Source organism: Streptomyces sp. NPDC001617, assembly GCF_053596855.1.
This window is the reverse complement of sequence record NZ_JBSFHA010000022.1, coordinates 81,493-95,249: the sequence shown is the minus strand read 5'-3', so window position 1 is coordinate 95,249 and position 13,757 is coordinate 81,493. Positions and strand designations below refer to the sequence as shown.

Annotated in this window: 13 protein-coding genes; 8 read left to right on the top strand and 5 right to left on the bottom strand. The window is 71.4% G+C overall.

All coding sequences use genetic code 11. The annotated features are described in order from the left end of the window. Positions 1–15 precede the first annotated feature (15 nt). Positions 16–903: an SDR family NAD(P)-dependent oxidoreductase gene (locus ACWC09_RS19085; RefSeq protein ID WP_450851709.1), complete on the top strand. Its 888-nt coding sequence runs from the start codon at positions 16–18 to the stop codon at positions 901–903. A gap of 157 nt (positions 904–1,060) precedes the next feature. Further along, on the top strand, positions 1,061–2,161 hold the full coding sequence (locus ACWC09_RS19080; protein WP_450851708.1) for a lysylphosphatidylglycerol synthase transmembrane domain-containing protein: 1,101 nt from the start codon (positions 1,061–1,063) through the stop codon (positions 2,159–2,161). A gap of 19 nt (positions 2,162–2,180) precedes the next feature. On the opposite strand, the gene ACWC09_RS19075 is transcribed toward ACWC09_RS19080, so the two are convergent. Further along, entirely contained in the window at positions 2,181–2,645 is a 465-nt protein-coding gene (locus tag ACWC09_RS19075) for a hypothetical protein (protein WP_450851707.1), read from the bottom strand. A gap of 181 nt (positions 2,646–2,826) precedes the next feature. On the opposite strand from ACWC09_RS19075, the gene ACWC09_RS19070 reads away from it, so the two are divergent. Further along, entirely contained in the window at positions 2,827–5,685 is a 2,859-nt protein-coding gene (locus tag ACWC09_RS19070) for an ABC transporter substrate-binding protein (protein WP_450851706.1), read from the top strand. Positions 5,686–5,722: 37 nt separating this feature from the next. Here ACWC09_RS19070 and msrB read toward each other — a convergent pair whose 3' ends face one another. The 4 genes from msrB to ACWC09_RS19050 all read right to left on the bottom strand — a co-directional run bounded on the left by msrB (position 5,723) and on the right by ACWC09_RS19050 (position 8,986). Next, positions 5,723–6,130 (bottom strand): peptide-methionine (R)-S-oxide reductase MsrB, encoded by a 408-nt coding sequence (gene msrB, locus ACWC09_RS19065; RefSeq protein ID WP_450851705.1) that lies wholly within the window; start codon positions 6,128–6,130, stop codon positions 5,723–5,725. A 13-nt stretch (positions 6,131–6,143) separates the two neighbouring features. Then, on the bottom strand, positions 6,144–7,532 hold the full coding sequence (murC, locus tag ACWC09_RS19060; RefSeq protein WP_450851704.1) for a UDP-N-acetylmuramate--L-alanine ligase: 1,389 nt from the start codon (positions 7,530–7,532) through the stop codon (positions 6,144–6,146). Between the two features lie 40 nt (positions 7,533–7,572). After that, positions 7,573–8,046 (bottom strand): indole-3-glycerol phosphate synthase, encoded by a 474-nt coding sequence (locus tag ACWC09_RS19055; protein ID WP_450851703.1) that lies wholly within the window; start codon positions 8,044–8,046, stop codon positions 7,573–7,575. A gap of 133 nt (positions 8,047–8,179) precedes the next feature. After that, positions 8,180–8,986 carry a pyrimidine reductase family protein gene (locus tag ACWC09_RS19050; protein WP_450851702.1) on the bottom strand — a complete coding sequence of 269 codons (807 nt, stop codon included), beginning with the start codon at positions 8,984–8,986 and terminating at the stop codon, positions 8,180–8,182. 37 nt (positions 8,987–9,023) lie between these two features. On the opposite strand from ACWC09_RS19050, the gene zapE reads away from it, so the two are divergent. The 5 genes from zapE to ACWC09_RS19025 all read left to right on the top strand — a co-directional run bounded on the left by zapE (position 9,024) and on the right by ACWC09_RS19025 (position 13,730). Further along, a complete protein-coding gene (gene zapE, locus ACWC09_RS19045) occupies positions 9,024–10,130 on the top strand; it encodes a cell division protein ZapE (RefSeq protein WP_450851701.1) in 1,107 nt (368 codons plus the stop codon). 154 nt (positions 10,131–10,284) lie between these two features. Then, the gene (locus tag ACWC09_RS19040) at positions 10,285–10,677 is read left to right on the top strand and encodes a hypothetical protein (protein WP_450851700.1); all 393 of its coding nucleotides are present in this window, start codon (positions 10,285–10,287) and stop codon (positions 10,675–10,677) included. 78 nt (positions 10,678–10,755) lie between these two features. Continuing rightward, entirely contained in the window at positions 10,756–11,334 is a 579-nt protein-coding gene (locus ACWC09_RS19035) for a carbonic anhydrase (RefSeq protein ID WP_450851699.1), read from the top strand. An 8-nt stretch (positions 11,335–11,342) separates the two neighbouring features. Continuing rightward, positions 11,343–12,827 carry a SulP family inorganic anion transporter gene (locus ACWC09_RS19030; protein ID WP_450851698.1) on the top strand — a complete coding sequence of 495 codons (1,485 nt, stop codon included), beginning with the start codon at positions 11,343–11,345 and terminating at the stop codon, positions 12,825–12,827. 111 nt (positions 12,828–12,938) lie between these two features. Beyond that, positions 12,939–13,730, top strand: a complete 792-nt coding sequence (locus ACWC09_RS19025; protein WP_450851697.1) for a slipin family protein — start codon at positions 12,939–12,941, stop codon at positions 13,728–13,730. Positions 13,731–13,757: the final 27 nt, after the last annotated feature.

The window sequence follows — 13,757 nt, the reverse complement described above, 5'->3', positions numbered from 1 at the left end:
TCCTAGCGTGGCCTCATGACCTCTTCTCGCATCGCCCTTGTGACGGGCGCCAACCAAGGACTCGGCCGCGCGCTCGTGGAAGGGCTGGCGGCCCGGATGAACCCGCACGACGTGGTCCTGCTGACCGGCCGGGACGCGGGGCGGGTCGCGCAAGCCGCGGCGGAGGTGGCCAAGTCGCCCGAGACCCGCGCCCGGGTGGAGGGCCGGGTCCTGGACGTCTCCGACCCCAAGGCCGTCGCCGCCCTCGCCACCGAACTCCACGACCGCCACGGCGGAGTGGACGTGGTGGTCTCGAACGCCATCGCCCCGCTCGTCCCCGACCGCTCGCAGGCCGCCCAGGCCGACGAGTTCATCGCCGTCGCCAACATCGCCACCCATGCGGTCCTACGGTCCTTCGGCCCCGTTCTGCGTCCCGGCGGCCGTCTGATCGTGGTGGCCAGCAGCCTGGGCACGCTCGGTCATCTGGACCCGCGCTTCCACGCCCTCTTCGACGGCGCGACGCTCGACGAGGTGGAGGAGGCCGTGGAGTCCTGGCGCCGGTCTGTCCTCGACGGCACGTCCCGGCAGGCGGGTTGGCCGCTGTGGCTGAACGTCCCGTCGAAGGTGGCCCAGGTGGCCGCGGTACGGGCCGTGGCCACGGAACGCCGTGCGCGGGACCTCGCCGACGGCACCCTGATTGCCGCGGTCTGCCCCGGCATGATCGACACCCGGGCCTCCCGCCCCTGGTTCACCGACTACAGCCACGCCCAGACCCCGACGACGGCCGCGGGCCCCGTCCTCGACCTGATCCTCTCCCCCCACGTCGACCCGTCCGCATACGGCGAACTGGTCCGCTTCGGCAAGGTCCTGCCGTGGCACCACGGGACCCCGCCCACGGAGCAGGACGGAATGCTGGTGCCGTAGGGCGGCACACCGCGTCGCCCAGCCGCCCCCGCCCCGTCGGCTTGCGGACACCACGTCGTCACGCCGGACGGGAACGGTTCCGCCGTCCCCTCCTGCCTCGCCCCGCACCCGTCACGCCGCACTCACCCGGGCGTGACGTGAAAGGACGACGTGCGCCGTGTCCCTGCTCCCGCTCGACGACGCCCCCGGCCCGCTCCCGCCGACGAACCCCACGCCCGCCCTCACCACGCCCCTCACCCCGGCGATCCCGGCCGCCCTCTGCGCCGGGCGCCGCGTCTGTGCCGCCCCGGCCGCGACGGCACCCGCCCGGCTCCCCTCCCCCACCCGCGCCCTGTTCCGCCGCACGCTCGTCCTCCTCCCCCTCCTCCTGATCGGCGTCTGGGCGGCGATCGACTGGCGCACGGTGTACGACAGCACCACCCGGCTCGGTGCGGCGGACCCCTGGTGGATACTGGCCGCGCTCTTCTTCACGTGTCTGACGTGGCTGTCCGCCGCCTGCGTCCGGCAGGGTGCGCTGCCCGAGCGGCTGCCCGCCGGGCTGCTCGTCGCCTCCCAGTTCGCCGCCGGCGCCGCCAACCACGCGCTGCCGGCGAGCCTCGGCGCACACGCCGTCACCCTGCGGTTCCTGCAAGGGCGCGGCATCCCCCTCACCCGGGCCACCGCCTCGCTCGCCCTGTACTCCCTGGTGCGGCCGATCGCGAAGACGCTGGTACTCCTCGGCTTCCTGGTGGCCTCCCCGGAACTGCTGCGCCTCGGCGAACTCGTCCCCGACGGGCGGACGTGGGGCGTGATCGCCGGAGGCGCGTCGCTCGGCCTCGTCACCACCGTCGTACTGGTCACGAGCGTGCCGCCGCTGCGCCGCCCGGTCCTGGCCGTCGTCCGCACGGCCCTGACGGACGTACGACTGCTGCACACCCGCCCCGCCCGCGTCCTCGCCCTCTGGGGCGGCGCGGCCGCGGCCCCCGTGCTCCAGGCGACCGTGATCTGGTGCGTGGGCGCCGCCCTGGGCCTCTCCCTCACCTGGGCGCAGGTCACCTTCGCGTTTCTCGCCGCGAGCACGGCGGTCGGCTCGGTCCCGGCCCCCGGCGGCATCGGCCCCGTCGACGCGGCCCTGGTCTTCACCCTCGTCGGCGCGTACGGCGCCCCCATGGACCTGGCCGCGGCGGCCGTCATCGGCTACCGCGTCCTCACGGTCTGGCTGCCGCTGCTGCCGGGCGCGTTGGTGCTGTCGGTGCTGGTGCAGCGGAAGGTGTTGTGAGCGGACGGGACTCGATACGTCAGGGCAGCATGCGGGGCCTGGGGCTGCCCGGCGGGACCCGGCGGAAGGCCGTGCCGGGGTCGGGGACGATGCGCAGGGGGTAGCCCTCGTAGCAGAGGTACGGCTTGTCGATGAGGACGGGGGCCAGGACGGCCTTGGTGGCCGAGAGGTGGCCGTCGTCGAACGTCGTGATCGGGCCCGGGGCGCGCAGGACGGTCGCCTCGCCCGCCTCCTCGACCGCCAGGCCGTGCCCGACCGCTTCCGCACGGAACGCCCCGGGGCCGCCGAGGCGGCCGACGTGGCCCTCGGTCAGCAGGTTGGCCCAGAAGTAGCCGCGGACGTGGTCGCGCGCGAGCGGGGCGGTGGTGTGGTGGTCGGCGCCGTACCAGAAGTCCCAGGGGGAGCGCTGGGGGTCGGTCTGGTCGTAGGTGAGGCCGGCGGTCAGCAGGTCGAGCGGGGCCGCCCAGGTGGTGAGCAGGTCCAACAGGGCGTCGGAGAGCCCGCCCGACGACCGGACCCTGGTGAAACGTTCATGAAGTTCCCCGCGTGGCCCTCCCGTCCCGCCCGTACCGGTTAGCCTCGAACATCACCAGGTGAACGGGGGTTTGGCCATGGCGAGGGGTGACGACAGGACTCCGCCGAACTGTCCGGGCAGCCATGACGGCATGCCGGAGACGGGCGCCGGGCGCCATCTCCAGGACCAGCTCGAGATGCTCATCGAGGACTTCCGTACGAGTGAACCGCCGATGCCGGTGTTCGTCGTGCACGCCCGGGACGGCGCGGACGACGAGCGGGTGGCCGGGCTGGTCCGACAGCTGCGCCGGGGCCAGGAGGCGCACGGCACGCGCTGTGCGGTGGCACAGGACCGGTACGGGGACGCCTCGGACTCGGAGGTCCGCAGGGCCGCCGCCATGGTGCGTGCGCTCAGCGACCCGAAGAGGTGGGACGGCCGCAGGGCGGTCTACCGGCGTTACGCCTTCCCCCGGCTGCGTCTCGTCCACGCCATAGAGGACGCGGTCAGGGAGCTCGGCGACGACTGGCCCTCCCCCGAGGGGGCGCCGGAGGAGCGTCAGCGGCTGCTCGACCAGCTGGCCCGGCAGCGCTGGCGGCCGAAGGGCATCCCGCGCTGGCGCTCGGGCCTGCCCCTGTTCGACATGGCGCACATCCTGCCGGCCAGCCTGGTGACCGTGCTCGCCGCGCTGCTCGCCCGCGCCTCCTGGTTCGTGGCGATGGCCTCGGGCCTCGGCTTCCTCGCCCTGCTGACGGTCCTCAACTACGCGCTGCCGGGGCGGGCACCGATCTTCCTGTGGCTGCGCCGGGAGAGCCGCTGGTTCATGACCACGACCTTCCTGCGCGCCGCCGACCAGGACCGGCCGACCGAGGTCTCTCTGCTGCGCCCCGTGCGCTCCTGGAAGGCGATCGCGGGGCGGGCGTACGACGTGGCGGAGGCGCTCAAGACGGGCGGCGAGTTCCACCTCCAGCTGTGTGTGCTGGCTCTGCGCGAGGATCTGCGGGACAACCACCGCCGCTGGAGCTGGGACCTGCGCGGCTTCAAGCGTCCGCGCCCGCCGGTGCTGTTCCTGCCGCACGCGGACGCGCTCAACGGCGGTCTCGAACTCATCCGGGCCGTCAGCGACGTACGCAGCCGGCGCAGCGAGCTCGACCCGCTGATCGTCTTCGCCGCGGTGCGTGAGCAGGACGTACCGCGGCTGGAGCGCGGCGCCCGCCCGCCCGCTCCGGAGCCGGAACCCGCGCAGCAGGGGTTCGGCGAGCGGCTGCGCCACTGGTACCAGGAGTGGGCGCGGAACCTGCGCGCCGAACAGTCGCCCAGCCGGGACCGCTCCCTGCTGCCCTGGGTGATGAAGATCCCGCTCCCGTCGGACCAGTTGAAACCCTCCGAGGACCGTGTGGTGCATCTGCGGGCCACGACCCGGCCGACCCTCGCCCGGCTGGTGTGGGCCCTGCACACGCTCGTCCTGGTGGTCGTCCTGCTCACCGCGGGCACGGTCATGCGGGCCCAGGCGCTGCACGACCGGTACTGCTCGTCCTCGGTGCTGACCGCCAACCGGGACACCCGGCGCGAGGCGGCCCCGGGCGGCGGCACGGAGTGCATCGGCATCGCCACCGACGGAGTGCGCTTCTCCGACTGGCTGTCCGGCGACGAGGCGGACGGCGACGCGAAGAACCTGGCCGCGAGCGACCAACCCCCGTGGACCGTGGCCGAGTTGGAGCGTCGCATCGCCGCACAGAACGACGACATCCTCGCCGAAGGCGCCGACTACGTGACGGTCGTCTACGCCGGACCGCTGAGCGAGGACCCTTCGGAGGGCACCTCGCTCGTGAAGGGCGCCGAGGAGCTGGCCGGCGTCTATCTGGCCCAGGCCGTCATCAACGAGAACAACACGGTGAAGCTGCGCGTCCTGGTCGCCAACGGCGGTGTGGACCTCGACCACCAGACCGAGATGGCCCGTTCGATCGCCGCGTACGCCGCCCACGACCCGAGCGTGGTGGGCGTGGTCGGCACGGGCCGCGACCTGAAGTCGAGCCGGGAGACCACCCGCATCCTCATGAAGGCGGGCCTGCCGGTCGTCTCCGGCACCAACTCGGCGACCTATCTGCCCCGCGAGTACGCCAACTGGTTCAGCCTGGCCGCCACCGACGAGTGGCAGAGCCGCCAACTAGGCCTGATCGCCGCCCAGTTGCGCACCCCGGGCAAACGGCAGTACGCGTTGGTGCTGGCCCGCGACACGACCCACACCGACGACATGTACACCGACCAACAGGCGCGCTACGGCCAGGACATGCTGCGCGGCCTCCAGTTCACCCTGCTCGAGCAGCGCCGCTACACGTTGCGGGGCGGCAAGCCCGAACTGCGCCGGCACGCCCAGGAGATCTGCGGCGGCGGGCAGGTCCCGTCCGTCATCTACTTCGCCGGACGGGTGGAGGACGTCGGGCCCCTGATGACCCAGCTGGCCGCCGAGCCGGGCTGCGCCGGAAAGCCCCTCGCCATCCTCACCGGCGACGACCTCTCCAAGGCCGACTTCACCGGCGACAACGACTCCGTGGCACCCGCGCCCGACGTCACGCTCTACCACGCCGCCCTGGCCGAGCTGCAGAACGCGGCCACCCGCACACGGTTCTACGTGAACGCGGCCCGCTATCTGCCGGGCCTGGACGGCCGCACCCCGCACTACGACAGCTCCGAGCTGGCCAGCGGCCAGACCGCCCTCGCGCACGACGCGACCCAGGCGCTGTACAGCGCGGCCGGCCTCGACGACAAGCCGCAGAGCCGGGCGGCGACCTGGGTGAACCTGCGCACGGTCAAGCTCGTGGGCATGGCCACCGGCACGATCGACTTCACCCACGCCCCGCTGTACGGCGATCGCTCCGGCCACAGCATCGTCCTCAAGGAGGTGCGCCGCACCCCGCAGGGCACCTCCAGGAGCCGTGTCGTCTGCAGCCGCATCGCCGGCGACACCCGTCCCCTCACGCGGAAGGAGTGCAGGATCCAACCGCCGAAGTGAGACGAGGGACGTCCGAAGCGATGCGGCGGCCGGCCGCTCAGCCCTCGTCGGAGGTCAGTCGCAGCGAGATGCTGTTGATGCAGTACCGCTGGTCGGTCGGCGTCGCATAACCCTCACCCTCGAACACATGACCGAGGTGCGACCCGCACCGCGCACACCGCACCTCGGTCCGCACCATCCCGTGCGACCGGTCGTCGATCAGCTCCACGGCGTCGGTGTCCTTCGGGTCGTAGAAGGACGGCCAGCCGCAGTGCGACTCGAACTTCGTGGTGGAGGTGAAGAGTTCGGCACCGCAGGCGCGACAGGAGTACACGCCCTTGGTCTTGGTGTCGGTGTACTCACCGGTGAACGCCGGCTCGGTGGCGGCCTGCCGCAGTACGGCGTACTCGGCCGGCGTCAGCTCCGCACGCCACTGCTCGTCCGGCTTTTCGACGTCGTACGACATGAAACTCAGCCCCTTACTTCGCGAGACGGTCCAGGATGCGCGGGCCGAGGTCGGTGACGTCGCCCGCGCCCATGGTGAGAACGAGATCCCCCGCCTTCGCCATTCCCGCCACGACCTCGGGCACCTCCGCCTTGTCGTGCACCGCCGTCACGTCCGCCCCCGCGACCCGCGCGGCCTCGATGATCAGCTCGCTGGTCACCCCCGGGATCGGGTCCTCGCGGGCCGGATAGATGTCGAGCACGACGGAGGCGTCCGCCAGCGCCAGCGCCTGCCCCATCTCCTTGCCGAGCTCCTGGGTCCGGGAGAACAGGTGCGGCTGGAAGACGACGAGGATGCGGGAGTCATCCGCAGCCGCCCGCATCGCCTCCAGATCGGCGGTCATCTCGGTCGGGTGGTGGGCGTAGGAGTCGATGACCTGCACCCCGGCGGCCTCACCCTTCAACTGCAGGCGCCGCTTCACACCGGTGTACGCGGCGAGCGCACCGGCCAGCTCCGCGGCCGGCACACCCAGCGCGACACCGGCCGCGAGGGCGGCGACGGCGTTGTGCGCGTAGTGCCGCCCCGGGACGGAGACGGTGAAGATGAGCCCCTCACCGCCCATCAGCACGGTGACCTCGCTCTTCAGCCCCTGGGCCCGCACGGCCAGCACCCGGACGTCGGCGTCCTCGGCCTCGCCGTACGTCACCGTCCTCACCGAGCCCGACACCCGCCGGGTCAGCTCTCGCGCGCCCTCGTGATCGGCGTTGATCACCAGCGTGCCACCGGGCACGATCCGTCCGGCGAACGTCTCGAAGGACGCGTAGATCTCGTCCATGGAGGCGTAGTTGGCGTGGTGGTCCAGCTCCACGTTGAGGACGATCGCGACCTCGGGCGCGTACTTGTGGAAGCTGCGGTCCGACTCGTCGGCCTCGGCGACGAAGATGTCGCCGTCGCCGTGCAGGGCGTTGGAGCCGGGCGCGTCCAGATCACCGCCGATCGCGTACGACGGCTTCAGCCCGAGCTCGGTCAGGGAGACCGCCAGCATCGAGGTGGTGGTCGTCTTGCCGTGCGTGCCGGCGACCGCGATCGCCCGCAGCCCCTCCATCAGCGCGGCGAGGGCGTCGGACCGATGCACGACCGGGATACCGAGTTCGGCGGCACGGGCCAGCTCCGGGTTGTCCTTCCGGATCGCCGACGACACGACCACACAGCTCGCGTCGTCGGCGAGGTGCTCGGCGGCATGCCCGATGTGCACGGTCACCCCGAGCGCCCGCAACGCCGCCGCCGTCTCGGAGTCCTTGGCATCACTGCCGGCCACCTCGGCCCCGCGCTGGGCGAGGATCTTCGCGATCCCCGACATCCCGGCCCCGCCGATGCCGATGAAGTGCGGTCGGTCCATGGCGGTAGGAAGGCCGGGTGCCATGTGTGTCTCCCCAAGTGATGCGATCGAGTGCGGGGCCAGCCTATGCCTTGCTGTGGGAGAACAGTTTCAGCACAGGAACGCCCACCTTGTGCCGGGCCCGGGAGGCCCAGTCCCGGTGGAAGAACTCCTCCACGTAGTGCGGATCGGTGAGGACGATCACCTCGTCGGCGTTGATCTCGTCCACCAGAGCCTTCAGCGCGTCCAACGGGTGATCCTCGATCAACCGCCCGTCCGCCCCGCTCCCGGCGGCCTGCAGCGCCTGCAACGACACCTCCAGCGCCCGCTCCCCGAAATCCTTCGCGGCCGCGCCCTCGGGCACCTCGCGCTCGCGGGTCGCCTCGTCCAACTCCCCGAGCGCCACGTCGTCAATGGCCCGGAGCAGGCGATCCGCCTGATCGCCCCGCGGCTGGAGCAGCACATGGAAGGACACCTGCTCGTCCCCGTGCAGCCCGGTGACGAACTCCACGTCTGCGGACGTCAGGGCCTTCTCGATCATCAATACGCTTGTGAACACCGGGCGCCCCTTCTGCGGAAACCATCCTGCCCCGAGCTGTCACGGGGACTGCGAGAGCTAGTCTGCACGCCGGAAGCCAAGCGGAATGGTATATTCCGCTGATTTCGGGCCCATCGGTACCGCTGAACGAATCTCAAGTCCGCTGGTAGCGGCCGAACAGAAATCCCTCCTCCTCCAGGAGGGAGACCAGTGAGAACCGTTGCGGAACCGGGACCGACGGCCCCCCGGCGATGCGCTGCGCGTCCCCGGCGGTGAGCATCGGGGACACGGTCACACACAGTTCGTCGAGGACACCCGCGGCCACCAGCTGCCCGAGCAGCCGCGGCCCGCCCTCGGTGAGCAGCCGGGTGTACCCGAGCCCGCCGAGCGCCTGTACGGCACGTACGGGCTCCACCCCCATCCCGTCCCCGGCGATCACGACACGCACCCCCGCCTTGTGGGCGGCGGCGATCCGGTCCGGCGCCGCCGCCGCGCCGGTGAGGATCATCGTCGGCACCTGCGGCGAGGTGAACAGCGGCAACGAGAAGTCCAGGTCCAGACTCGCGGTGACCACGGCGATCGCCGGCGCCGGCGCCTGTCCGGCCGCCTCCCGCTCCGCCGCGAACTCCGCACGCGCGCGTGCCGGGCGGTACCCCTCCTGCCGTACCGTTTCCGCGCCCACCAGGACGACGTCCGCCAGCCCCCGCAGCGTCCCGAAGATCCTCATGTCGGTCGCGTTGGAGAGGGGCTGCGACTTCCCGTCGTGCTGGGCGGCCCCGTCGAGCGTGGACACCATGTTGGCCCGCAGCCAGGGCACGGGCTGTCCGCCGGCGGTCGGCTCGGGGTAGGCGTAGGCGGCGGCGAGCTCGGCGAGACTCCATTCACGGCCATCCTCGGCGGGAGCTTGGGTCACTGTCCGGTCGGTCACTGTCTGGTCGGTCACAGGGAACAGGCGTCGCATGTCGTGCAGTGTTCCACGACGCTTAGCATGGGTAACCGTGTCGTCCTCCCCTTCCGCTCCCGGTCTCGACTCGATGGCCACCGCGGCCCCGCTGTCCCTGTGCTCCCGTGCGCCGCACGTCCCCGCGGACCGCCTGGTGGCCGAGATGGTGCCGCCGCCGCGCTTCGACTCGGTCCGTTTCAGCACGTACATACCGGACCCGAACCAGCCCAGCCAGACCGAGGCGGTCGGTGTCCTGGAGGGCTTCGCGGCCGGCCTCGGCGGAGCGCACGCCGTCTCCGGCGGCAGGCGCGGCTTCTTCGGCTTCGGGAAGGCCAAGGCGGCGAAGACCCCGGCCGGCCCCCGTGGCGTCTACCTCGACGGCGGCTACGGCGTCGGCAAGACCCATCTGCTCGCCTCCCTCTGGCACGCCACCCCGGCCGAGCCCGCGCTCAAGGCGTTCGGCACCTTCGTCGAGCTGACCAACCTCGTCGGCGCCCTCGGCTTCCAGCAGACCGTGCAGACGCTCAGCGGTCACCGCCTGCTCTGCATCGACGAGTTCGAGCTGGACGACCCCGGCGACACCGTCCTCGTGTCGACCCTGCTGGGCAAGCTGGTCGACGCCGGCGTCGCGCTCGCCGCCACCTCCAACACCCTGCCCGGAAAGCTCGGCGAGGGCCGTTTCGCGGCGGCCGACTTCCTGCGCGAGATCCAGGGCCTGTCCGCCCACTTCCGCGCCCTGCGCATCGACGGCGAGGACTACCGCCACCGCGGCCTGCCCGAGGCACCGGCGCCGTACTCGGACGAAGAGGTCACGAAGGCGGCGTACGCCACCCAGGGCGCCTCGCTCGACGACTTCCCGCACCTTCTCGGCCACCTGGCCGAGGTGCATCCCAGCCGCTACGGCGCCCTGACCGACGGGCTGAAGGCGGTCTGCCTCACCGATGTGCAGCCCGTGCCGGACCAGTCCACAGCACTGCGCCTCGTCGTCCTCGCCGACCGGCTCTACGACCGTGAAGTACCGGTCCTGGCCTCGGGGTCGGCCTTCGACAGGCTGTTCAGCGAGGAGATGCTGAACGGCGGCTACCGCAAGAAGTACTTCCGGGCGATCTCCCGCCTGACCGCGCTGGCCCGGGACGGCAAGGGCCTGCTGAAGAGCGACTAGTTCAGGCCACCCCACCAGCGCATTTCAGGCTCTCTTCGGCGCGAAACGTTAAGTTAACCCTGCAAACAACTTTGCAGGGTTAACCTGCTTCTTGACCAACGATTGACCAGTCATTGGTCCGTGCAAGAGGTTCGAACCACCGGGAGGGGGGCGCATGTTCCGACGTGAGACAGCTCGGACCCTGCTCGCGCTCCTCACCGCCGTACTGCTCGCCCTCCAGTTCTTCGCACCTTCGGAGTCCTTCGCAGCCGCGCACACGGTCCGTCAGGTCGAGGCCAAGGCCCAGCCCGGAATCAAACTGTCGGGCAAGGCACTGCGCGAAGAGACGGCTACGCACCGTCACTGCGACAACTCCGGGGGCCCGACCGGCCCCCTGCGCACCCGCGACCGGCACCGCTCGGTCGACTTCGCCCCCGAGGGTCCCGAGCGCGGTCTGCCGATCGCGGACCCCGCGGCGGCCCATGAGCCGGCCGCGCCCCGGGCGCCGCGCATGTCGAGACCCTCGACCGCGCACTCTCCAGCAGCACTTCAGGTCTTCCGCTGCTGACAGCAGAGCAGTTCCCCCCACCTCTGTCCTGCCCACACCGACGCGCCGCCGCGGCGCGCCAGGAGGAGTCACCACATCATGCAGCCCCTCATCGACAACGCCCGTACGTTCGGACAACGCCCTGAGGAGTTCGCCAAACTCGCCGAAGGCCAGTCCCCGCAGGTGCTGTTCATCACCTGCTCCGACTCCAGGGTCGTCCCGGCCCTGATCACCGGCGCCCGCCCGGGCGAGCTCTTCGAGCTGCGCACCGCGGGCAACATCGTCCCCCCGTACGCCTCCGAGCACCCCACCAGCGAGGCGTGCACCATCGAGTACGCCGTGGAGGTCCTCGGCGTCAGTGACATCGTGGTCTGCGGACACTCGCACTGCGGCGCCGTGGGCGCCCTGGTGCGCGGTGACGACCTCGACGCCGTCCCCGCCGTCCGCGACTGGCTCTCGCACGCCACTCCGAGGCCGCAGGGGGCCGCCTGGGACCCGGCGGTCGCCGAGGGCGTCCAGAGCCACGTCCTGACGCAGCTGCTGAGGCTGCGCTCCTACCCGTACATCGACAAGAAGCTGAAGGACGGTCAGCTGACCCTGCACGCCTGGTTCTACGAGGTCCACACGGGCGCCGTCCTGGCGCACGACCCCGCCGCCGACGCGTTCAAGGGGCTGTGAGCGACGCGATGACGACCACATACCCTCATCTGCGGCAGGACTTCGCCGCCTCGCTCGTCGTGTTCCTGGTCGCGCTCCCGCTGTGCGTGGGCGTGGCCGTCGCCTCCGGTGTCCCGGCCGAACTGGGCCTGGTCACCGGCATCGTGGGCGGCATCGTCACCGGTCTGATGCGCGGCAGCAGCCTGCAGGTCTCCGGGCCCGCGGCCGGTCTGACCGTGCTGGTCTTCGAGGCCGTGCGGGAGTTCGGGCTGCCGGCGCTCGGTGTGATCGTGCTCGCCACCGGTGTGCTCCAGATCCTGATGGGCGTCCTGAAGCTGGGGCGCTGGTTCCGGGCGATCTCGGTCTCGGTGGTCGAGGGCATGCTGGCCGGCATCGGTCTCGTGCTGATCGCCGGGCAGCTCTACTCGATGGCGGACGCCAAGGCGCCCGCCTCGGGCCTGGAGAAGATAGCCCAGTTGCCGGGTGCGCTGATCGAGGCTCTCGGGAAGACGGACGCGTCGGCCTCGCTGGCGCTCGGCGCGGGCACCATCGCGGTCCTCGTGTTCTGGAAGCGGATGCCGAAGCAGGTGCGCACGGTCCCCGGACCGCTCGCCGCCGTCGGTCTCGCGACCGTGGCCGCGCTGGTGTTCTCCCTGCCGGTCGCGACCGTCGAGGTGCAGGGTCTGCTGGGCTCCGTCCAGCCGCCCTCCCTGAGCGCCTTCGGCGAACTCGCGCAGGTCGGTCTCATCGGTACGGTCGTCGCGTTCACGCTGATCGCGTCCGCCGAGTCGCTGTTCAGCGCGGCGGCCGTGGACCGGCTGCACGACGGTCCGCGCACCGAGTACGACAAGGAACTGGTGGCCCAGGGCGCGGGCAACGCGCTCTGCGGTGTCCTCGGCGCCCTGCCGATGACCGCGGTGATCGTCCGCAGCGCGGCGAACGTCCAGGCGGGCGCGAGGACCAAGGCGTCCCGGGTGATGCACGGCGTCTGGCTGCTGCTGTTCGCCGCCCTGCTGCCGGGCGTCCTGGCCTACATCCCGATCCCGGCCCTCGCCGGCATCCTGGTCTACTCGGGTGCCAAGCTGATCCCCGTGCACGAGATCGTGGCGCTGTGGCGCGAGCATCGCGGCGAGGCGCTGATCCTCGTGGTCACGGCCGTGTCGATCGTCGCGGTCAGCATGTTCGAGGGCGTCCTGATCGGTCTGGCGCTCGCAGTGGTGAAGACCGCCTGGGAGGCCTCACACGTCCGACTGGAGGTCATCGACAAGGGCGCCGGACCCGTCCAGGCGTATCTGTGGGGCAACGCGACCTTCCTGCGGCTGCCGAAGATCCTCGACAGCCTGGAGGCACTGCCCCAGGACCGCCCGGTGGAGCTGGACCTCTCCGGCCTGCACCACCTGGACCACGCCTGCCGTACGGCCCTGGAGAACTGGGCGGAGCGGCACAGCGCGGTCGGCACCGAACCGGTGCGGGTGACCGCCGAACCGGAGCGGGTCACCGCGGGCCGACCGTAGTCCGATCCCCGACCGGTGCCCGGTTCGTCGCCCCTCGTGGCCTCGGACCGGGCACCGGGCATATCGTTACAGGAGCAGACATAACGGGGCCTCTGACGTCAGGGGGTCGGGATGATTCCGGAGCTGGTGACGGCGGCCGTCGCGGCCGGTTCGGCCTGTCTGGTGTACTCCGCCACGGCGGCGCGCGTGGTCAAGCAGTACGAGCGCGGGGTGGTCTTCCGGCTGGGGCGGCTCGCCGGTGAGGTGCGCGGGCCGGGGTTCACGATGATCGTTCCCTTCGTGGACCGGATCAGCAAGGTCAACATGCAGATCGTGACGCTGCCGATCCCGGCCCAGGAGGGCATCACCAGGGACAACGTGACGGTGCGTGTGGACGCCGTCGTCTACTTCAAGGTCGTCGACGCGGCGGCCGCGCTCATCAACGTCGAGGACTACAAGTTCGCCGTCTCCCAGATGGCGCAGACCTCCCTGCGTTCGATCATCGGCAAGAGCGACCTCGACGACCTGCTCTCCAACCGCGAGAAGCTCAACCAGGGCCTGGAGCTGATGATCGACAGCCCGGCCATCGGGTGGGGCGTGCAGATCGACCGCGTGGAGATCAAGGACGTCTCCCTGCCGGACACCATGAAGCGCTCCATGGCCCGCCAGGCCGAGGCCGACCGCGAGCGCCGCGCCCGCATCATCAACGCGGACGCCGAACTCCAGGCCTCCAAGAAGCTCGCCGAGGCGGCGAAGCAGATGTCCGAGCAGCCCGCCGCGCTCCAACTGCGGCTGCTGCAGACGGTGGTCGCGGTGGCCGCCGAGAAGAACTCGACGCTGGTGCTCCCCTTCCCCGTGGAACTGCTGCGTTTCCTGGAGAAGGCGCAGGAACAGCATCCGCAGGACCGCCAGTTGGAGAAGTGACCCCGGCCGGGCATCGGCCCGTGGCGC

Excerpts from the sequence above, each read along its gene's own strand:
- ACWC09_RS19025 (WP_450851697.1), top strand. The coding sequence starts at position 12,939 with ATGATTCCGGAGCTGGTGACGGCGGCCGTCGCGGCCGGTTCGGCCTGT.
- murC (WP_450851704.1), bottom strand. The coding sequence starts at position 7,532 with ATGGCACCCGGCCTTCCTACCGCCATGGACCGACCGCACTTCATCGGC.
- ACWC09_RS19040 (WP_450851700.1), top strand. The coding sequence starts at position 10,285 with ATGTTCCGACGTGAGACAGCTCGGACCCTGCTCGCGCTCCTCACCGCC.
- ACWC09_RS19085 (WP_450851709.1), top strand. The coding sequence starts at position 16 with ATGACCTCTTCTCGCATCGCCCTTGTGACGGGCGCCAACCAAGGACTC.
- ACWC09_RS19035 (WP_450851699.1), top strand. The coding sequence starts at position 10,756 with ATGCAGCCCCTCATCGACAACGCCCGTACGTTCGGACAACGCCCTGAG.
- msrB (WP_450851705.1), bottom strand. The coding sequence starts at position 6,130 with ATGTCGTACGACGTCGAAAAGCCGGACGAGCAGTGGCGTGCGGAGCTG.
- ACWC09_RS19030 (WP_450851698.1), top strand. The coding sequence starts at position 11,343 with ATGACGACCACATACCCTCATCTGCGGCAGGACTTCGCCGCCTCGCTC.
- ACWC09_RS19050 (WP_450851702.1), bottom strand. The coding sequence starts at position 8,986 with ATGCGACGCCTGTTCCCTGTGACCGACCAGACAGTGACCGACCGGACA.
- ACWC09_RS19070 (WP_450851706.1), top strand. The coding sequence starts at position 2,827 with ATGCCGGAGACGGGCGCCGGGCGCCATCTCCAGGACCAGCTCGAGATG.